A 16,877-nucleotide genomic window follows, 5' to 3' on the forward strand; every position below is an offset into this window, starting at 1 on the left:
TTATTGTTTTTGTGTGGTTAATTGAAAGAGAATTTACCCGTTCGCAGTTTAAACTGAGTGAGTGAAAAAAGTAAAAACTGCATTTTATCGTTTATATCACCGTTTTATTCCACAGATTTTGATGTTTCGCGTAACTAAAATACTCTTGGGGTTGCCAGCAAGATGGAATTAAGGAGGTTTCTTGTTGGCGCTGTTCGAAATTAGACCAAAGTTTACTTAAAATCTCTTTTAAACGTTCGGGCGAGATTTGCTCAAGTTTTTTGCGATTTGCGGGGTAATAAAGATTTTGACTGGTATTGAGCGTTACATCATCGCCATTGCTAACAAACGTAAGGTTTTTCGTCACAATACGGCAAAGTGGGGCATGAGGGTCATCAGGATAGAGGCGATTAACAATCGCGTACTCATAACGAGGTAAATCATCTCCATTGTCATCTTTTGGAATATAGGTAATGCCAAAGCCCTGCGGATAGAGTCCGGTAATTTTTAATAAGGTATCAACTGCAATTTGGCTATGACTGTTACGTTCAACCCCTTTATCTAAAATAAGGAACGCTTTTGGCACAGTATTATAAGCAAAGTTTAATTTGCTCGACATGACAATCGAGGTATAAATTTGGGGCACTTTAATTACGTTGCCAATGCCCTGCTGCGGATTAACCGACTTGAGTAATAAGTCTTTTATAAAACTTATTTTCTGAATTTCTAACTGATCAAATTCGGCTTTTTCGGCTTTTGAATTACCTATGTACTGGTCAAGGCCGAGTCCTTCGGTTATGTAATTAATGGTTTGTTGATAATTTATTTTTAATAGCGCAATCCGTTCATCGTTATCCAGCGCTCTTAATTCATCTAATTTACCTTCGGGTCCAGTTAAAATTGCTTGGGCATCGGGATGGAAATTACCTATATCGAGTAATAGCGAGACAATCACCAAAGGAATATGAATACGTTGTTTTATTTCATCACTACCATTATTTAAGCTAAGTGCATAACTTTCAGAGACAAATTTATTTTTAATCAGTCCTTCGGCTAGTAATTGATCAAATAATTTTAAACTCAATACTGCTCTATAAAGGTGCTTATTACAGTGATTATATCTTACCGCAGCCTTCGCAGATGTAGGTACTAACAATAACTGGCAACCTAAAACTTTAGCAAAGCGAATATTTGTTTCTTCTAAATTGTCACCATAACAAAAATCAATTATTTCGTTTGCTAACATTTTGATTTTTTGTAAACGCGCGAGTCGCTCTTCGCGGATCTGTAATTTAAATTTCTTTAGCAGTTGATCTGCTTGAGCTAACTTGTTTTTAAGCTTGGTATTGAGAGAATCTTTGTCATTGTTTTCAAGCTCATGTAATGCAGTATTTCGATCTTGCTGCAAATTATGAAGCTGTTCAGTTTGCAATGGTTCATTTTGAAAATAATGGATAGCTTCGTGGTAAATTGAATCTTGTATCGGACCACTGTGATGAACCGTAGTTAAAAAGACTTTTAGTGTTTTGATAAATGCAGAGTCACTAAAAATCTTATTGTTCATTTTAAAATCCTTTTAAGGGTTAAGTTACGTTTAAAGCCTAGTTTAAAACAATGAGTATTTCGAGAGTGTATTTGTTTTTAAACGATATTATTGGTTTGAAACACTAAGCAGTAAATCATCAGCCAATTGATTTAACGTTACAGCATCTGGATGACTTTGTGAATAGGTGCGCAAACCATATATTCCCATTACAAAAAAACGGGCCAGTTGTTCGGGTGTACGTTTAGTGGAAATCTCATTACGTTTTTGTGCCAAAGCAAACTGATTAGTCAAAGCTTGTTGATACGCCATTAAGTGATTTGCTAATACACCACAGACCTCTGGATCATGGCCTAAAATTTCGCTTAAGGTGCGAGTCAGTAAGCAGGCTTTAGTACCATCACAACTTAAACATTCAGTAACTATTGTATTGAGGTATTGGCGAAGATTAACCATTACAGCTGCATCATTGGCAAAAAACGCCAAAAATTGAGCGGTACGATCTAAATGATATTGCCCAATGGCAGCCAATAAAAGACCGCGTTTATTGCCAAATGCACAGTAGATAGAGCCTGGATGTAACCCAGTACTTAACGTCAGTTTTTGCATACTGGTTTTGACATAACCGTGTTCGATAAAACAGGCCATAGCACTGCGCAGTACTGTTTCTTTATCAAATTCGGCGTTTCTCATCATTTAGCTCTCAACATGGCAATAGTGAACATCTTACCTTATCTTGAATTAGCATTCAAAAATAATACTTGAATAGACGTTCAAGAAAGTTTATCTTGAACGTCTATTCAAGATAAAGGTCCGATTATGACTATGACAACGCAAAATTTATTTACCTCAGTAAAACTCAATGATGATATTGAACTTAACAATCGTATTTTAATGGCGCCACTTACACGCTGTATGGCTGATGAAAATTTAGTGCCAACTGATGCTATGGTGCAATATTATGCTCGTCGTGCAGCTGCAGGTTTAATTATTTCTGAAGCAACGATTATTCGCCCAGATGGCCAAGGTTACCCAAATACTCCAGGGCTATTTAGTGCAGAGCAAGTACAAGGTTGGCGTAAAGTGACCGACGCAGTACATCAAGGTGGTGGTAAAATTTTTGCTCAGTTGTGGCATGTTGGCCGTGTTGCCCATCCACATTTCTTTGGTGAAGGTGACGTTTTAGCGCCATCTGCATTAGGTGTCGAAGGCTCAGTGCCTAGAATGCGTGAATTAACTTATCAAATTCCCAAAGCTGTAAGCCAAGATGAAATTAATCAACTTGTGTCTGATTATGCTAAAGCGGCTGAAAATGCGATAGAAGCAGGGTTTGATGGTGTCGAGATCCACGGAGCAAATGGCTATTTAATCGATCAGTTTTTACATCACGCAAGTAATGTACGCACAGACAATTACGGTCAAACACCAGAGAATATGAGTCGTTTTGCCCTTGAAGTCGTTGATGCCGTAATGAGTGTTATTGGTGCAAATCGTACTGCATTACGTGTATCACCGGGCGCATATTTTAATATGGCAGCAGATCCGCGCGATCGCGCAATATTTGACTATTTATTGCCTGAGCTACAAAAGCGTAAGCTTGCATATTTACATGGTGGTATTTTTGATGATGCCATGACATTTGATTACTTGGATGGTTCAATTTCTCAGTATTTACGTAGTCATTACCAAGGAACGTTAGTAGGAGTGGGTGGTTATAGCGCACAGACCGCAAGTCAAGCGATAGCTAACAATCAATTTGATCTAATTGCGATTGGTCGCCCATTTATCGCCAATCCTGATTATGTTGAGCGAGTACGCAATACTCTACCTTTGGTAGAATATTCAGAAGACATGCTGGCGTCATTAATTTAAATTTGACCTTAGTTAAGGTGTACTTTCTTAGTGCACCTCAATATGGCATGTTAGTACCACAATTCATTAATAGGCTAAACAGAGATAAAGTATTCCTCAGCATCATCTTTAATATCTAAATAATCATTTTCATCAATTTCAAGTGTTCGTAAAACAGCTTCTTTTACGAAAGGCCAATCAGGTGACGCGACAAATCGTTTTTGTATATGCACAATGTTTTCAGCCATTTTTAACGTTGCAAAGGTGAGTTGATTTATATCGTTAAAATTACCATCTAAATAATCTTGCTCATGATGGCGCAAAATAATTTGGCAGATATCTTTTGGTAAGTTCCAAGAGCTCGCAATAAAATAGCCAATAATGGCATGGTTCGTACCGTATGCCTCCATCTCAAAATCAACCAATGACTGGTGGTAATTGCGATTAGCTGCACTGAGTACTTTGATATAATTTGGGTATTTCATTGCCATAGCGGGAATTCCGGCATCATGAAATAACCCTATTAAGTGTAAATTTTCGACCGGCACTTTCGATTTTACTTTTTTACCTATCAGTGTTGCGACAGTTGCGATATCGGTCGCAGTATCCCAAAAACGCTCTAGCGAAATACAACACTCTTGTTGTTTAAATGCTTGTTTTAGTAAAAAACCGGTTACCAAGTGAGTAATACTGTCAAGGCCTAGAAACATAACGGCTTGTTTAACGTCAGTAATGGTGCGAGCTAAGCCGTAAAAAGGGGAATTAATGACTTTGATGACCGCAGCGGCAATGGCAACATCATCAGCAACTATCTGAGCAATAGTATTAAGTTCAGGTGACTCTTGGGTTAATTCTTGTTGTAGCCTTTGTAGTAATTCAGGTCTAGGTGGTAAATTAAAGCCTTTGCGCACATCGGCAAGCACTTTATCATCTATATCAATCATGAAAACACCTTACTATTTAAACTGGTGCCAAAGTAACTGACACGAGTATTAATCATATGCATTATTTATCAAGATAGAGTCAGGCTATAACTTCCATCAGAATAACGTATTGATATTAGCCTATTAATTGCTCTATGGTGCAAAAGTTGCTTCATTATCGAAAAAAATAACCATAAAGAAAGCCTTTTACAGTACCCTCGTTTACAATAAGCCGTTTTTAATTTGAAGCCTTTGAGAGTGTATTATGAGTGAGTCAACCCGTCTAAATAAATATATCAGTGATACCGGATTTTGTTCACGTCGTGAAGCTGATAAATACATTGCTGATGGTCGGGTGACACTCAACGGCAAAATTCCTGAAGTGGGCACCAAGGTGACCGATAGTGATGTGGTTGAAATTGACGGTAAACCGCTTAAAGCCAAACCGAAAGCCGTTTTTATTGCCTACAATAAACCGGTTGGGGTGACATGTACCACTGAACTGAATATTCGTAGCAATATTATTAGCGCCATCAACCATCCTGAGCGCATTTTCCCAATTGGTCGTCTCGATCGCCCCTCTGAAGGCCTAATCTTTTTAACCAATGAAGGCGATATTGTTAATAAAATCCTTCGTGCAGGTAATAATCACGAAAAAGAGTATTTAGTGACTGTAGATAAAGCGATATCGCCCCAGTTTATAAAAAAGATGGGCGCAGGGGTACCTATTCTTGGCACTGTAACTAAACAATGTAAGGTCACACAAGTATCCTCTCATGGTTTCAATATTGTTTTAACTCAAGGACTCAACCGTCAAATTCGTCGTATGTGTGAATTTTTAGGGTACGAAGTGGTTACTCTAAAACGCGTGCGCATCATGAATATCGATTTAACCGGATTACGCAGCGGCCAATGGCGAAATTTAACCGATAAAGAAATGGCCATTATTAATCGTTCGATTGAAGGGTCTGGTAAAACCGAGGAGCTGTCAGTTGATCCTAATAAAAATAAAAACTTCAAAAAACCTGTGAAAAAGCAGTTTGACGAACCCGAGCAGACGATGAAAACGCAAGCCGTTAGGGTAATTAAAAAAGGCACTCTTTCTCTTAATCGTAAAAAGTAAGTGGTAGCTCGGAGTGTTATTAGCATTACACTCCGAGCGACTGTTTTATCAATTCATTTTTATCGTTTAACGTTTAGTTAAACACACCAGCTCATAATACTGATTATTGTTATATTCAAACTCTTGCAAAACGTCCAACTTCACTTTCTTTGTATGGGCGGCAAAAGAGCGTGGATTAACTTTATTTATAAATGTAACTAATACATCAAAGCGTCCAGCCATTTGAGCTAGGGAAAATTCAAACAGTTGTTCAAATACCCCTTGACCACGCACTGATTTATCGACACACACCGGGCCATATTGATATGAATTATCAATGGTTAAACTGATCCCTTGATAACTCAGCTCATGTAGACTTTTAATCATAAATGCAAACATTGGCCATGCGGACCAAAAGTGCCATGAAGCCGCCATAACATAGGCAACAATACACTCATCTTTTTTTGCAATAAATAGGCCTTGTTCTTGTTCAATTAGATGCGTTAATTGCTCACGATTGAATGCGGTGGTGATAAATCCATCTTTTTTGTCTTCAATAGAAATGGTATCAACTTGATATCGAGCATGGAGTGCTAAAATTTCATCAATATCAGTTACTTTAGCAAGGGCGAGAGTGGTCACAAGGTATCCTTTTTCAGGCAATAAATTGAGCCGTTATAATAAAACAGCAATACATTTTATGGTATGGTGAATTTTCATGTTGAGGTAATAAAAACTAAATAGAGGTAACAGTGAGCCAGATAGAATTCAGTGCGAGCAAAAAAAACCAGTTAATCGACAAACTACAAAACTACTTTATTAATGAATTAGATATTGAATTAGCTCAATTTGATGCCGATTTTTTACTCGACTTTATCAGTGCGCAGTTAGGAGCTCATTATTATAATCAGGGGCTTCATGATGCAAAAGCGTTGATTGAAAGCCGCTTAGAGCATATAACTGAAGCCCTTTATGAGATAGAAAAAGAAATTTAAAGGCTTAGACTATGATGAAATTTTTTCGATATACAAGATAACTTCACCGACTTTAAAACCAAATTTTGACAGCTCGGTTTTGTTAAATAATCTCTTATCATCGACAAGATACATCCAATCGTCTAAGGTAATTTCGTAATCATCACCTTGGTATTTGATTAGCAGTTGGTACTTCCAATAAAGTGCAGAACCAGCTGTTTTACCTTTTGCTATACCCACCACATCACCTGCCGTGCCAGTGTAGTTGCCATCCGCTAATTTAGTTAATTTCCAGTTACGCGTGCTTTTTTCACCATCATCGAAATAAAACCATTCATTAAGTTCGCCTTGATTGTTGTGCCATGACCCTATTAAGTCGACTTCAAAACGACGCGTTACCAGACCTTGACGATCAAGAACTAAACCATAAGCTTTTAATTTACCGTTAAAAAATTGGTCTAACTCTAATTTTGGCTCGGTATTTTGATAGTCATTAATGGTGGGATTTGAACACGCTGTTAATACTAATAAACTGAAGATAACTAATAAAAATCGCATTATTTTAATCCTAATAATTGCAGCCTAAGTGCTGGTCGGGTTGTTTTTTCTGATAACCATATTGCAATAAACGCCGGGCCAAAGTCCGCATCATTTAGCTCGCCAATCAGTTCATTATTGTGATAAAAGTAGCTTTTATCTGCTTCCACTCGCAAAGTAAGCTGACTATTGTTGGTGACATTGGGCCAGATTGTTTCGAGCTTAACCAACCACTTATCAATATTTTGATGAGAGAAACCTATCTTTTTCCATTGATCTTCGGTGGCATCAATTAAATCTTTTTTATCGATGTCTCTAAAATAGACGATGTTTAATGCTTGTGGCCGAATGCTCAATTCATAAGGCTTTTTACTGCTATAAAGTTGTGCTCGATATACATCCCAAAACATAACCGACATGACGCCTTCACCAATTTTCTCTAAATCATCAATTGGCTTGCTATAAACATTAAAAGATATGAACAGTGAGAAAAAAAAACTTATACGAATGATCATGGCGTTACCTTTACATGTTGTTCATTCATAGTTGAATGCTTACTTATCGAGACTAAAGCAGGTAATAAAGCTGCCCAAACCAAAGCAAGTAAGATTAAAAAATGGCCTTGGTTGAGTGTAGTAGTTAAAGCTTCAAGCTTAAGTGCTGCAAAATAGCTACTTGGGCCTGCAAATGCACCAATAATAGCGACTTTTGTGAGCGACAATTGTTGCAGCCAAGCCAATGAATGATTGAGTGAAACCGCAAAACATCCCCAAAGCAGTATCAGCCATATCGGAATTAAGCTTGAGTCAGTACCAAAAACTGAAGTTGAAATCAGAACTTGATCGGTCGTAATACCTAAAACAGCTCCATAGAGTACTTTTAAATCAATTCGTTTTGTAGGGCTTAAAACAAAATGACAACAGAGTAATAACAGTAAAAAAGCAGCTGCGGCATCGGTGTACCAAGCCGCAAGAAACCACGCGGCTTGGAAAAAAACCAAATTAATAATTGAGAATCGACTCATCACGACTACTTTTATAGCTTGGTTTACGGGCCACAATATGATGAGTGCTGATCACTCGTTCTATAAATGCACCCTCACAATAGCTGAGGTAATAATGCCACAGGCGTTTAAACTGCTCGTCATAACCAAACTGGCTAATTTGTTGCCAATTTTTATCAAATTGCATCCGCCAATCATGCAAAGTGCGCGCATAATGAAGGCCAATATCTTCAATATTGTCAATCATCATATTTGTTTGTTGGGCAATGTGCTCACTCATGACAGCTATTGAAGGCAGACAACCACCTGGGAAAATATATTTTTGAATAAAATCGACATTTTTCCGATAGTGGTGGTAACGCTGATCAGCAATTGTAATTGCTTGGATAAGCATAGTGCCGTCATCTTTAAGTAAACTGTTACATTTATTAAAAAAGCCCGCCATAAATTCATGGCCAACAGCCTCTATCATTTCAATGGATACGAGCTTGTCATATTGGCCGCTAAGTAAACGATAGTCTTGTTTCAACAAGGTGATTTTATCATTGAGTCCTAAGCGTTTAACCTCGGCAGCAGCCCATTCATATTGGGCATCAGATATTGTGGTGGTGGTCACTTTACAGCCATAATGGCTGGCCGCAAAAATAGCTAAAGCCCCCCAGCCTGTACCAATTTCTATCAGATGGTCAGTAGGTTTTAACGCTAACTTGTCGCAGATTAAGGCTAGTTTTTGTTGCTGAGCCTGAGCTAAAGTATCTTCAGGGGAATAATAAATTGCAGCAGAATACATCATGCTAGAGTCTAGAAAACGAGTGTAGAGTTCGTTGCCTAAATCATAATGAGCAAGAATATTCTTTTTTGAGCCTTGCTCAGTATTAGCATTACGGATTGATAATAGCTTGTGTTTTATTTTTGAAAGCCAACTTGCTTGTTGCTCAATTGCATCAAGTTGTTTTTGGCTGCGAGCAAATACCTGAATAACGTGTGTCAGATCTGGGGTGGTCCATTTTTTATCAAGAAACGCTTCTGCCGCCGCAATACTGCCGCCTTTAACAAAATCGATATAGCAACTTAAATCATGAATATGCATTTGAGCTTTAAGATCCGCATTTGGATTACCAAAGGTCTTAAAATGTGCTCCTTCATGAATTTCAATACAGGCGTTGTCAATTTGATCTAATAGACTAAAAACCAAATTACGACATTTTGTATTAAACCAACTGATTGATTGGCTAAGTTGCAGTGATTGTGTTTGTTCCATTGTTACCTCAACGATGTTCATACGGTACAAAAGGTACACGTTTAATAAACAGCAGCAGTGCTTGCCAATAAATTCCACTCATCACTTTTAAGGTCATGAAAGGCAGGCTTAGCCACATCTTTAAGTAGGCAAGACTACTAAAAGGCTGTTTTTTCATTGCCATAGTGGCATCAAATACTTTGACGCCTTGGGTGTGCATTGGGTGATTTTCAATGTGCACCAATAGGCGTTGCTGTGGTTGCGATACGCGCCATTTGTATTTCATATTCATTTCCATAAAAGGGGAAACATGAAAATCTTTAGCTGTCATTGCATCGCTGTTTATATTAATTAAATAGTAATGACGTTCATTCCAAGGAGTATTGCTGACTTCAGCTAGCATCCATACACACGAATCATCTTTGTTAAAACAATAAAATAGATTAATTGGGCTAAAATAAATACCCAATGAACGGCACTGTCCAACAAACATGACTCGACCACCATCCCAGGTACCACCTAAACGTTTTACTGTTGAAGCAATACGTTGTTTAAGCGTGCCGGGTTCATTTTTTAAATAATCTTTTTCACAAAAGCGAATAAGTTTGTACCACTGGCGGCCAAAAAGACGATGTTTAGAACAAAGTTCATCAACTTCATCTAAATCGATGCCAAAGGTGCTCAGTTGATAGTTAAATACATGGCTAACAGGGCTAAAACGTCTATGACGAATGTGGCCTTGATAAATACCACTGTTTACTATCATAAAGAGACACCAAATCGTTCTGTAACACACAGCGCACTTTTCACGCCATCTTCATGAAAACCATTGTGCCAATAGGCACCAACAAAATGAGTATGTTGTTGACCACAAATATTTAAACGTTGTTGTTGAGCGGCTAAGCTTTTTTGATTAAATACCGGATGATGGTAGACAAATTTCGCCAAAATTTTGGTTGGATCAATTAAATCTGTTTGGTTTAACGTGACACAAAAAGTGGTTGGAGCTGTAATACCTTGCAAAATATTCATGTTATACGTTACGCAGGCAGGTCTATCTAAATTATCGTCTAATTGATAATTCCAACTTGCCCAAGCAAGAGGACGTTTAGGCAATAAGGTTTTGTCGGTATGCAATACCACATCATTGGCGCTATAGCTGATTGCGCCAAGTATCGTTTTTTCGTCTTCGGTGGCATCACCAAGCAAGGCAAGGGCTTGGTCTGAATGGCAGGCAAAGATCACCTCATCAAACTGTTCGATTAAATCGTCATCGAAATGCAACTGCACAGCGTTATCAGTGCGCGAAACCTTTAAAATCTTGCTATTGAGCCTGATCTTATCTTTAAAACCTGCAATCAGAGGTGCAATGTATTCTCTCGAGCCGCCCTCAATCACATACCACTGGGGCCTGTCACTGATGTTTAACAAGCCATGATTATAAAAAAACTGGACAAAAAACCGTAATTGAAAGGCCCGCATTTCAGTTAAGCTGGTTGACCAAATTGCAGCGCCCATAGGTAAAATGTAGTTTTCACAAAATGCCTGACTAAACTTTTCAGCCACTAAAAAGTCACCTAATGTCAGTGCCGGATTTATTTGGTTTTTGCTATATAGCTCTTTACATTGTTTATTAAAACGTAAGATTTCATTAATTAAACGCCAAAACGATGGTTTCAAAAGGTTGCGGCGCTGTGCAAATAAGCTATTGAGATTGTTACCGTTATATTCTAATCCATTACGAATGTTTTTAACGCTGAAACTCATTTCGGTTGGGCGGCGTTTGATCCCAATTTTATCCATCAGCTTTAAAAAGTTAGGATAAGTTTTATCATTACAAACGATAAAGCCAGTATCTATGGCATAGGTTTTAGCGCCATACTCAATGTCTTTTGTTGCGGTATGTCCGCCGATATAATCATTCGATTCAAATAGCGTAATATCATGCTTTGTATGCAGTAAATGCGCTGCAGTTAAACCTGAAATACCCGAACCAATAATGGCGATTTTTTTCATTGTTATAACATCCTTAAAGCTAATTTACGCCAAAGAGGGCGGGGTAAAAAAGCTAAAAACTTCATAATTGCGATAAATACTGGTGGAAAATTAATTTCGTCTTTGCCTTTATTAAGACCTTTAACAATGGCCAATGCTGCCTGCTCAGTGGTTAAAATAGAGGGCATGGCAAAGGTGTTTTTTGCTGTCAGGGGAGTGGCAACAAAGCCTGGATGGATCACCGAGACAAAAATATTATGTGGCTGCAAATCAATACGCAACGTGCGAGCTAGGTAAGTTAGCGCCGCTTTTGATGCGCCATAGGCCTCTGCACGTGGTAACGGCAAAAATTGGGCACTTGAGCTATTAATAGCAACACGGCCATAAGGTTTTATTTTCTTTAGCCATACGCTTAAGCAATTGGCAACTGATTGCACATTAGCCGCCATCACTCGTTGAAATAAAGCAGCATCAAAATTGACTGGGTCGTCGATATATTCACAATTACCTGCGTTAAGGATGATTAAATCAAACATAGGCAATGTTGTCGAAACCTGTTGGAGCTGACTTAAATCAGTTAAATCGCATGAGACAGCAGTGATATTGGTATTGAGTTGTTTTAACTGCTCTAACCTTGCTGTATCACGGCCAAAGGCAAAGACCTGATAATTATCATTTGCATAGTATTGAACCAAGGCTTTGCCAATGCCTGATGAAGCCCCGGTAATTAGAACCGTTTTCATTGTCCAGCTCGCTGTTTGATAAGCCGTACTAATCCACCAAAAAATGGGATCTGTTCGTATAGCATGGCACCAATATCGAAATAATCATGATGGTAAATCACTTTACCATCGCGAAAACGCAAATGACTGTGCCCTGTAACACTAATAGGCTGGCCTCGGTTAAGTTTGTTATGGCAATAATGCATCTGCCAGTAAAGCGCAGCTTCTTGTTCGGCAATAAAAAAATTGTCGATCTTAAAACTTATTTCACTGACATTGGCATATAAATGGACAAAATAGTCATTTAACGCATTTAACCCTTTCACTTGATGGACCGGATCGGTAAAAGTGATGTTGTTATGGTAAATATCTGCTAGCAAAAACAAATTACTTTTATTTAGAGACTGATATACATCAATGAATTTGTGTACTAATTCAGCGTCAACAGGGTGAGGCATTTTAATTTCGGGCATTGCTGTCATTTTCTGGCGCTCCAAGCTGCTGTTTATAAAAAGCGAGCGCTATTTGTCTTGCTTGTGAGTGTTCGACAATAGCTGGCCAGTAGCACTCACTTTGACCCGTTGCAGCAAGATAACTGTGGGGAAGGTGAATATACTTAACTGGCACATTACTTAGCTCTGGCAAATACTTACGGATGAATGAACCGTCAGGATCAAACTTTTCACTTTGTGTTATGGGATTGAAAATACGAAAGTAGGGTTGGGCATCACAGCCTGTTCCAGCAGCCCATTGCCAACCGCCATTATTAGCCGAAAAGTCACCATCAATGAGGTGTTGCATAAAAAATTGCTCACCTAAACGCCAATCAACTAGCAAGTGCTTAGTTAAAAAACTCGCAACCACCATACGTAAACGATTATGCATCCAGCCGGTTTGGCGTAACTGACGCATAGCAGCATCAACTAACGGGTAACCCGTTCTGCCTTCGCACCAGGCAATAAAATACTCGTTTGAATTAGGCCAGTTAAGATTGCTGTATTTTTCTGAAAAGGTGATCCCTTTAATTAAGTTTGGGTAGGCAAAGAGCAAATGTTTATAAAAATCACGCCAAGCGAGTTCATTTAACCAACAAAAAATATCTGCTTTGGCATTATCTAAAATAAAGGGCACATGTTGTAAAACTTGGGATGCCAACATTTTGCTGCTAAGAGCACCAATGGCTAAGTAGGGTGAAACGCCAGATGTGCCTTTTAAAGCTGGGAAATCTCGGTATTGTTTATAATCTGCATGCTTAGTTTGCAAAAATTCAGGCATAACGTGCTTTTTAATATCAGAGACTAAAGGCCATTTTTCTGAGGACTTTTTTGTGGCTTCTAATACTATTTTTTCAGCACGAATGCTTTGATAATGGGTTAATACTTCGCTCGGATGTGAGGACGTTTTTATACTGTGCTGTTGAAGTTGTTTGACCCATGCATTACGAAATGGAGTAAATACGTGAAACATATCTCCTTTACCGGTTTTCACTGTGCCTTTTGGCACAATCACATCTGCTTCATATAAGGTTAAATTCAGGCCAGCCGCTAAAATTTGTCGATCGCGGATGCATTCGTTGAGTTCGACCTCTTGATTAGCAAAAATCTGTGAGATTTGTTGGGTATGGCAAAACTCTTTTAAAGCAATAGTGCAAGATGCGTAATTGGGTACAGTAAGGACTGTTAAAGGAATTCCATATTTAGCAAGTTGCTCAGCGAGCAGATTAAGATGACGTTCGATAAAATCAACTTGAATGGGGGCCATGTCATGCTGTTGCCATTGCTCGGGTGTTGCAATAAAAAGGGCCTGAGTCGGCCCTGATTGTAAAGCAGCGATTAATGCCGGATTATCATCAATCCTTAAATCGCGGCGTAACCACATTAAATTCATTTAATAACCATACCTTAATTTTAAATCAGTTGGATACGGGGATAAGTAAACTTGCGCTGCAAGATAGGCTTTAGGGTACTGTTTTAAGTAATGATTGATTAGAGTCAAGGGAACAAGTAAAGGTACTAATCCTTGGCGGAAGCCTTCGATATGCTCAGCAAGCTCTTGTTTTTGTGCTTTATCAATATTCTTTTTAAAATAACCTTGTAAGTGCTGCAACGTATTTGAATGAGACTTACGATTAGCCAGATGCTTGAGTCCACCCATTAATCCACTAATGTACTGCTCAGCCATTTCGTCTATGGATAAATCAGCACGGGCCAACAATTGCCCCAGCGCTTTATAGCTTGGCAAATGATGACTCATCAATAAATATTTATGCTCACTGTGGAACGAAATGAGCTTATGTTTTGTCAGGCCTGAAGCGACTAAATCTTGCCAATGGCGATAAGTAAATACACGAATTACAAAGTTTTCACGTAGTCCTGCATCATTTAGACGGCCATTTTCTTCGCAAGGAAGCAGGGGGTTTGCAGCCATAATTTCTTTGGCGAATAAACCGATACCCGTTGGTTCACTGCTTTGACCATGTTCATAATACACTTTAACCCGCTCCATTCCGCAACTTGGGCTTTTTTGACAAAAAATAAAGCCACTTAAGTCGCTCACTGAAGCGGCGATTTTTTTACCGTAGGCGGTAAGCTGCTCGGTTACGTCACCTTCACCATCAGGGCGACTAACAATAATCAGGTCTCCTTTTTTGATTTGACGCACTGTTGGGCGAGGAATGGGCATACCAATAGCCACTTCAGGGCAAAAACCGCGGTATTTAACGTGTTTACCAAGTTCATTGACACAAAAATCTGACTTTTTGTGTCCGCGGTCAAAACGCACTTGTTGACCTTCAACACAAGCGCTGATCCCGATAATAATGTCAGACTGAGGAACTTTCATTGCGACATCCTTTTAACAATTTGTGCTAATAAATGAAACTGCCTAATGGATTTAATAATTTAGATAAACCCTGAGTAAAATGTAGCGCATCATCAGCTACGGTAAAGCACAGACAACCAGTTTCAGTCATTGGATTATGGGTATGTTTACCATCTAGCAATATAAAATCGCCTTTTTCATAATGGCCCATATCATCACTAAAACTGCCATCAAGTAGTAATGTTAGTTCAAATCCTTTGTGTGTGTGCATTGGCACTGAACCACCTTGGTCTATGTGAAGCAAACTACTGTGTAGCGCACCTTCGTTAAAATCAATTCTTGCGCGACTTAGTTTGCCCATTTTGTACCAACCACTCATATTGAGGCTACGAAGTGCGCGTGGGACAGAATAAACGTTACCTTTTAATTCAATTTCTGGAGACTGAATAACAGGTGCTTCATAAATATCATCATTATCGCAAATAGCGTGCATCATCGCTGAGAGCTCAGCGTCGTTTATGTCAATGGCTTTAGTGCTAAAGTCGGCTAATGGGCTATCAAATGTGTCTGCTGATTCACAAGTAAGCTGTGTAATTTGTTTTGCGCACTCTTGACAAAAATCTGCATGCATCGATATTGCCGCAGTCAACGAAGCTGGCAACTCACCTAACACGTAACTTTGTAGGAGTTCTAATTTAGGATGGAATTTAATCATTATAGCTCTCCTAGTTGTTCTTTGAGCTTGTTAAGTGCAAGGCGTAGGCGAGATTTAACGGTTCCAAGTGGAATGTTGAGTTGCTCTGCGAGTTGTTCTTGGGATAATTCTTGAAAATAAACACCTCTGATAACTTGTTGCTGTGCTTGAGGCAATAATTCGATGTATTGTGCAATGTGGCTTTGCATTAAATGATCTGCAAATTCAACTTCTTGAACGTTTTGAGCTTCGACAATTGGCCACATATCGTCGCTGAGATAATCCTCTCTTTGTGAACGAATTTTACGTAACATGTCAAAAGAGACATTACGCATTATGGTATAAATCCAAGTTGTTGCGGCGCCTTTGTCAAAATCAAATAAGTGAGATTTGCGCCACACATTACTCATTGTATCTTGTAATAACTCATTTGCTGCTGCTTCACTACCAAGCTGTTTGATACCAAAGCGAATAATTTTCGGTGCAAACCATTTAAATATCTGAGCAAACGCTTGACGGTCACGGTCTACCGCGATATCCGTTAGCCAATTTTTTAATTGTTGTGACTCTTCTGGACTCATTTTTGGTTTTCTAGTCAAAGAGGCTGAACCCTGAGGTACATGCGATTGTTGAATTTGCATAGTTATTACACTTTTATAAACATGCCCATTTGTACGTCGCGAACAAAAATAACGATCACTTAATAAAAATTATTTTTCGCCACAAATCAGAGTATGGAGGAAGTTAAGACAAACGCCAAAACTTTGTTCACTAAGAAATTGTTTTTTATCCGAAATATCAATAGGCAATAATTCAACAAACCGACCGCAGCACCAATTTGGGTTATCAAAATCTGTTTGTTTGTACATAGCAGCAAAGTGTGGATTTACATCAAATATTAGCTTTAGTTCTTTGGCGAGTAGTTGTGATTGTTGGCTGTTTTGCTGCTCTGGCCAATGAGGGATAATTGTCGCTTTGGCTTTGCGCAATTGATCAGACTCAATCGAGAACTCAGTAAGATTGACTAATGATTTTGCTTGAATATCAATCGACAAAAAACCATCATCCAAGGTCGAAAAATCAACAATTTCAACCCAAGCTGCAATTGTTGAACTGTTAAATGGATGATCTTTATCATAACAACTAAGTGCAAATCCTGTCCCTGCTATGCTTTCTTTCACTAATCTGATGTAGCGAGGTTCAAAAATTCGTAGGCGTGTTATACCGCCCGGAAATAGAACAATAGGTAAAGGGAAAACGCCCAGTTGCATAACAAAACCATTTAAGATGAATCGTGCTAACTAATACGCCAATTGAGATTAAATAGTTCAGTCGAACTGTTTTTATTGGCAAAAACAAATCCATTTAATAAGAATAATTGTTATTTGAAAAGCTTATTGAGTGTTATCAGCAACAGAATTAATAAATATCGACAGCAAAATGGTGTCCATACTTACTTTATAGGATGATTAGGCTATAATCCGCCACCAGCAT

Annotated in this window: 20 protein-coding genes; 3 read left to right on the forward strand and 17 right to left on the reverse strand. The window is 38.6% G+C overall.

Annotation, left to right across the window (positions count from 1 at the left end; translation table 11 throughout):
- Positions 1-91: 91 nt before the first annotated feature.
- Together PTUN_RS20940 and PTUN_RS20945 are read right to left on the reverse strand one after the other, a co-directional pair.
- Positions 92-1,543 (reverse strand): hypothetical protein, encoded by a 1,452-nt coding sequence (locus PTUN_RS20940; RefSeq protein ID WP_009836701.1) that lies wholly within the window; start codon positions 1,541-1,543, stop codon positions 92-94.
- An 87-nt stretch (positions 1,544-1,630) separates the two neighbouring features.
- Positions 1,631-2,215, reverse strand: coding sequence for a TetR/AcrR family transcriptional regulator (locus PTUN_RS20945; RefSeq protein WP_040643543.1), 585 nt, complete (start codon positions 2,213-2,215; stop codon positions 1,631-1,633).
- Between the two features lie 132 nt (positions 2,216-2,347).
- On the opposite strand from PTUN_RS20945, the gene PTUN_RS20950 reads away from it, so the two are divergent.
- Positions 2,348-3,394 carry an alkene reductase gene (locus PTUN_RS20950; RefSeq protein ID WP_009836699.1) on the forward strand — a complete coding sequence of 349 codons (1,047 nt, stop codon included), beginning with the start codon at positions 2,348-2,350 and terminating at the stop codon, positions 3,392-3,394.
- 74 nt (positions 3,395-3,468) lie between these two features.
- Here PTUN_RS20950 and PTUN_RS20955 read toward each other — a convergent pair whose 3' ends face one another.
- Complete coding sequence (locus PTUN_RS20955) at positions 3,469-4,317, reverse strand: HDOD domain-containing protein (protein ID WP_009836698.1); 849 nt, start codon at positions 4,315-4,317, stop codon at positions 3,469-3,471.
- Positions 4,318-4,561: 244 nt separating this feature from the next.
- On the opposite strand from PTUN_RS20955, the gene rluF reads away from it, so the two are divergent.
- Positions 4,562-5,419, forward strand: coding sequence for a 23S rRNA pseudouridine(2604) synthase RluF (gene rluF, locus PTUN_RS20960; RefSeq protein WP_009836697.1), 858 nt, complete (start codon positions 4,562-4,564; stop codon positions 5,417-5,419).
- Positions 5,420-5,485: 66 nt separating this feature from the next.
- Here rluF and PTUN_RS20965 read toward each other — a convergent pair whose 3' ends face one another.
- The gene (locus tag PTUN_RS20965; protein WP_040643439.1) at positions 5,486-6,040 is read right to left on the reverse strand and encodes a GNAT family N-acetyltransferase; all 555 of its coding nucleotides are present in this window, start codon (positions 6,038-6,040) and stop codon (positions 5,486-5,488) included.
- A 110-nt stretch (positions 6,041-6,150) separates the two neighbouring features.
- Between PTUN_RS20965 and PTUN_RS20970 the strand changes: the two genes are divergently transcribed.
- Positions 6,151-6,393, forward strand: coding sequence for a DUF2164 domain-containing protein (locus PTUN_RS20970; RefSeq protein WP_009836695.1), 243 nt, complete (start codon positions 6,151-6,153; stop codon positions 6,391-6,393).
- Positions 6,394-6,402: 9 nt separating this feature from the next.
- On the opposite strand, the gene PTUN_RS20975 is transcribed toward PTUN_RS20970, so the two are convergent.
- The 13 genes from PTUN_RS20975 to PTUN_RS21035 all read right to left on the reverse strand — a co-directional run bounded on the left by PTUN_RS20975 (position 6,403) and on the right by PTUN_RS21035 (position 16,654).
- Complete coding sequence (locus PTUN_RS20975; RefSeq protein WP_009836694.1) at positions 6,403-6,930, reverse strand: DUF3833 domain-containing protein; 528 nt, start codon at positions 6,928-6,930, stop codon at positions 6,403-6,405.
- Complete coding sequence (locus PTUN_RS20980; protein ID WP_009836693.1) at positions 6,930-7,424, reverse strand: chalcone isomerase family protein; 495 nt, start codon at positions 7,422-7,424, stop codon at positions 6,930-6,932. Before PTUN_RS20980 ends, PTUN_RS20975 begins: the two co-directional genes overlap by 1 nt.
- On the reverse strand, positions 7,421-7,933 hold the full coding sequence (locus PTUN_RS20985; protein ID WP_009836692.1) for a DUF2878 domain-containing protein: 513 nt from the start codon (positions 7,931-7,933) through the stop codon (positions 7,421-7,423). Before PTUN_RS20985 ends, PTUN_RS20980 begins: the two co-directional genes overlap by 4 nt.
- Positions 7,911-9,173 carry an SAM-dependent methyltransferase gene (locus PTUN_RS20990; RefSeq protein ID WP_119081700.1) on the reverse strand — a complete coding sequence of 421 codons (1,263 nt, stop codon included), beginning with the start codon at positions 9,171-9,173 and terminating at the stop codon, positions 7,911-7,913. The genes PTUN_RS20985 and PTUN_RS20990 overlap by 23 nt, the downstream gene beginning before the upstream one ends.
- 7 nt (positions 9,174-9,180) lie before the next feature.
- Positions 9,181-9,918, reverse strand: a complete 738-nt coding sequence (locus PTUN_RS20995; protein WP_009836690.1) for a DUF1365 domain-containing protein — start codon at positions 9,916-9,918, stop codon at positions 9,181-9,183.
- A complete protein-coding gene (locus tag PTUN_RS21000; protein ID WP_009836689.1) occupies positions 9,915-11,168 on the reverse strand; it encodes an NAD(P)/FAD-dependent oxidoreductase in 1,254 nt (417 codons plus the stop codon). The genes PTUN_RS20995 and PTUN_RS21000 overlap by 4 nt, the downstream gene beginning before the upstream one ends.
- 2 nt (positions 11,169-11,170) lie before the next feature.
- The gene (locus tag PTUN_RS21005) at positions 11,171-11,890 is read right to left on the reverse strand and encodes an SDR family NAD(P)-dependent oxidoreductase (RefSeq protein ID WP_009836688.1); all 720 of its coding nucleotides are present in this window, start codon (positions 11,888-11,890) and stop codon (positions 11,171-11,173) included.
- The gene (locus tag PTUN_RS21010; RefSeq protein ID WP_009836687.1) at positions 11,887-12,351 is read right to left on the reverse strand and encodes a nuclear transport factor 2 family protein; all 465 of its coding nucleotides are present in this window, start codon (positions 12,349-12,351) and stop codon (positions 11,887-11,889) included. Before PTUN_RS21010 ends, PTUN_RS21005 begins: the two co-directional genes overlap by 4 nt.
- Entirely contained in the window at positions 12,329-13,756 is a 1,428-nt protein-coding gene (gene phrB / locus PTUN_RS21015) for a deoxyribodipyrimidine photo-lyase (protein ID WP_009836686.1), read from the reverse strand. The genes PTUN_RS21010 and phrB overlap by 23 nt, the downstream gene beginning before the upstream one ends.
- The gene (locus tag PTUN_RS21020; protein WP_009836685.1) at positions 13,757-14,710 is read right to left on the reverse strand and encodes a YbgA family protein; all 954 of its coding nucleotides are present in this window, start codon (positions 14,708-14,710) and stop codon (positions 13,757-13,759) included. It lies immediately after the preceding gene.
- A 25-nt stretch (positions 14,711-14,735) separates the two neighbouring features.
- On the reverse strand, positions 14,736-15,404 hold the full coding sequence (locus PTUN_RS21025) for a ChrR family anti-sigma-E factor (RefSeq protein ID WP_009836684.1): 669 nt from the start codon (positions 15,402-15,404) through the stop codon (positions 14,736-14,738).
- A complete protein-coding gene (locus PTUN_RS21030) occupies positions 15,404-16,024 on the reverse strand; it encodes a sigma-70 family RNA polymerase sigma factor (protein WP_009836683.1) in 621 nt (206 codons plus the stop codon). Before PTUN_RS21030 ends, PTUN_RS21025 begins: the two co-directional genes overlap by 1 nt.
- Before the next feature lie 69 nt (positions 16,025-16,093).
- Positions 16,094-16,654: an LON peptidase substrate-binding domain-containing protein gene (locus tag PTUN_RS21035; protein WP_009836682.1), complete on the reverse strand. Its 561-nt coding sequence runs from the start codon at positions 16,652-16,654 to the stop codon at positions 16,094-16,096.
- Positions 16,655-16,877 lie beyond the last annotated feature (223 nt).

This window comes from Pseudoalteromonas tunicata (genome assembly GCF_002310815.1).
Classification (GTDB): Bacteria; Pseudomonadota; Gammaproteobacteria; order Enterobacterales; family Alteromonadaceae; genus Pseudoalteromonas; species Pseudoalteromonas tunicata.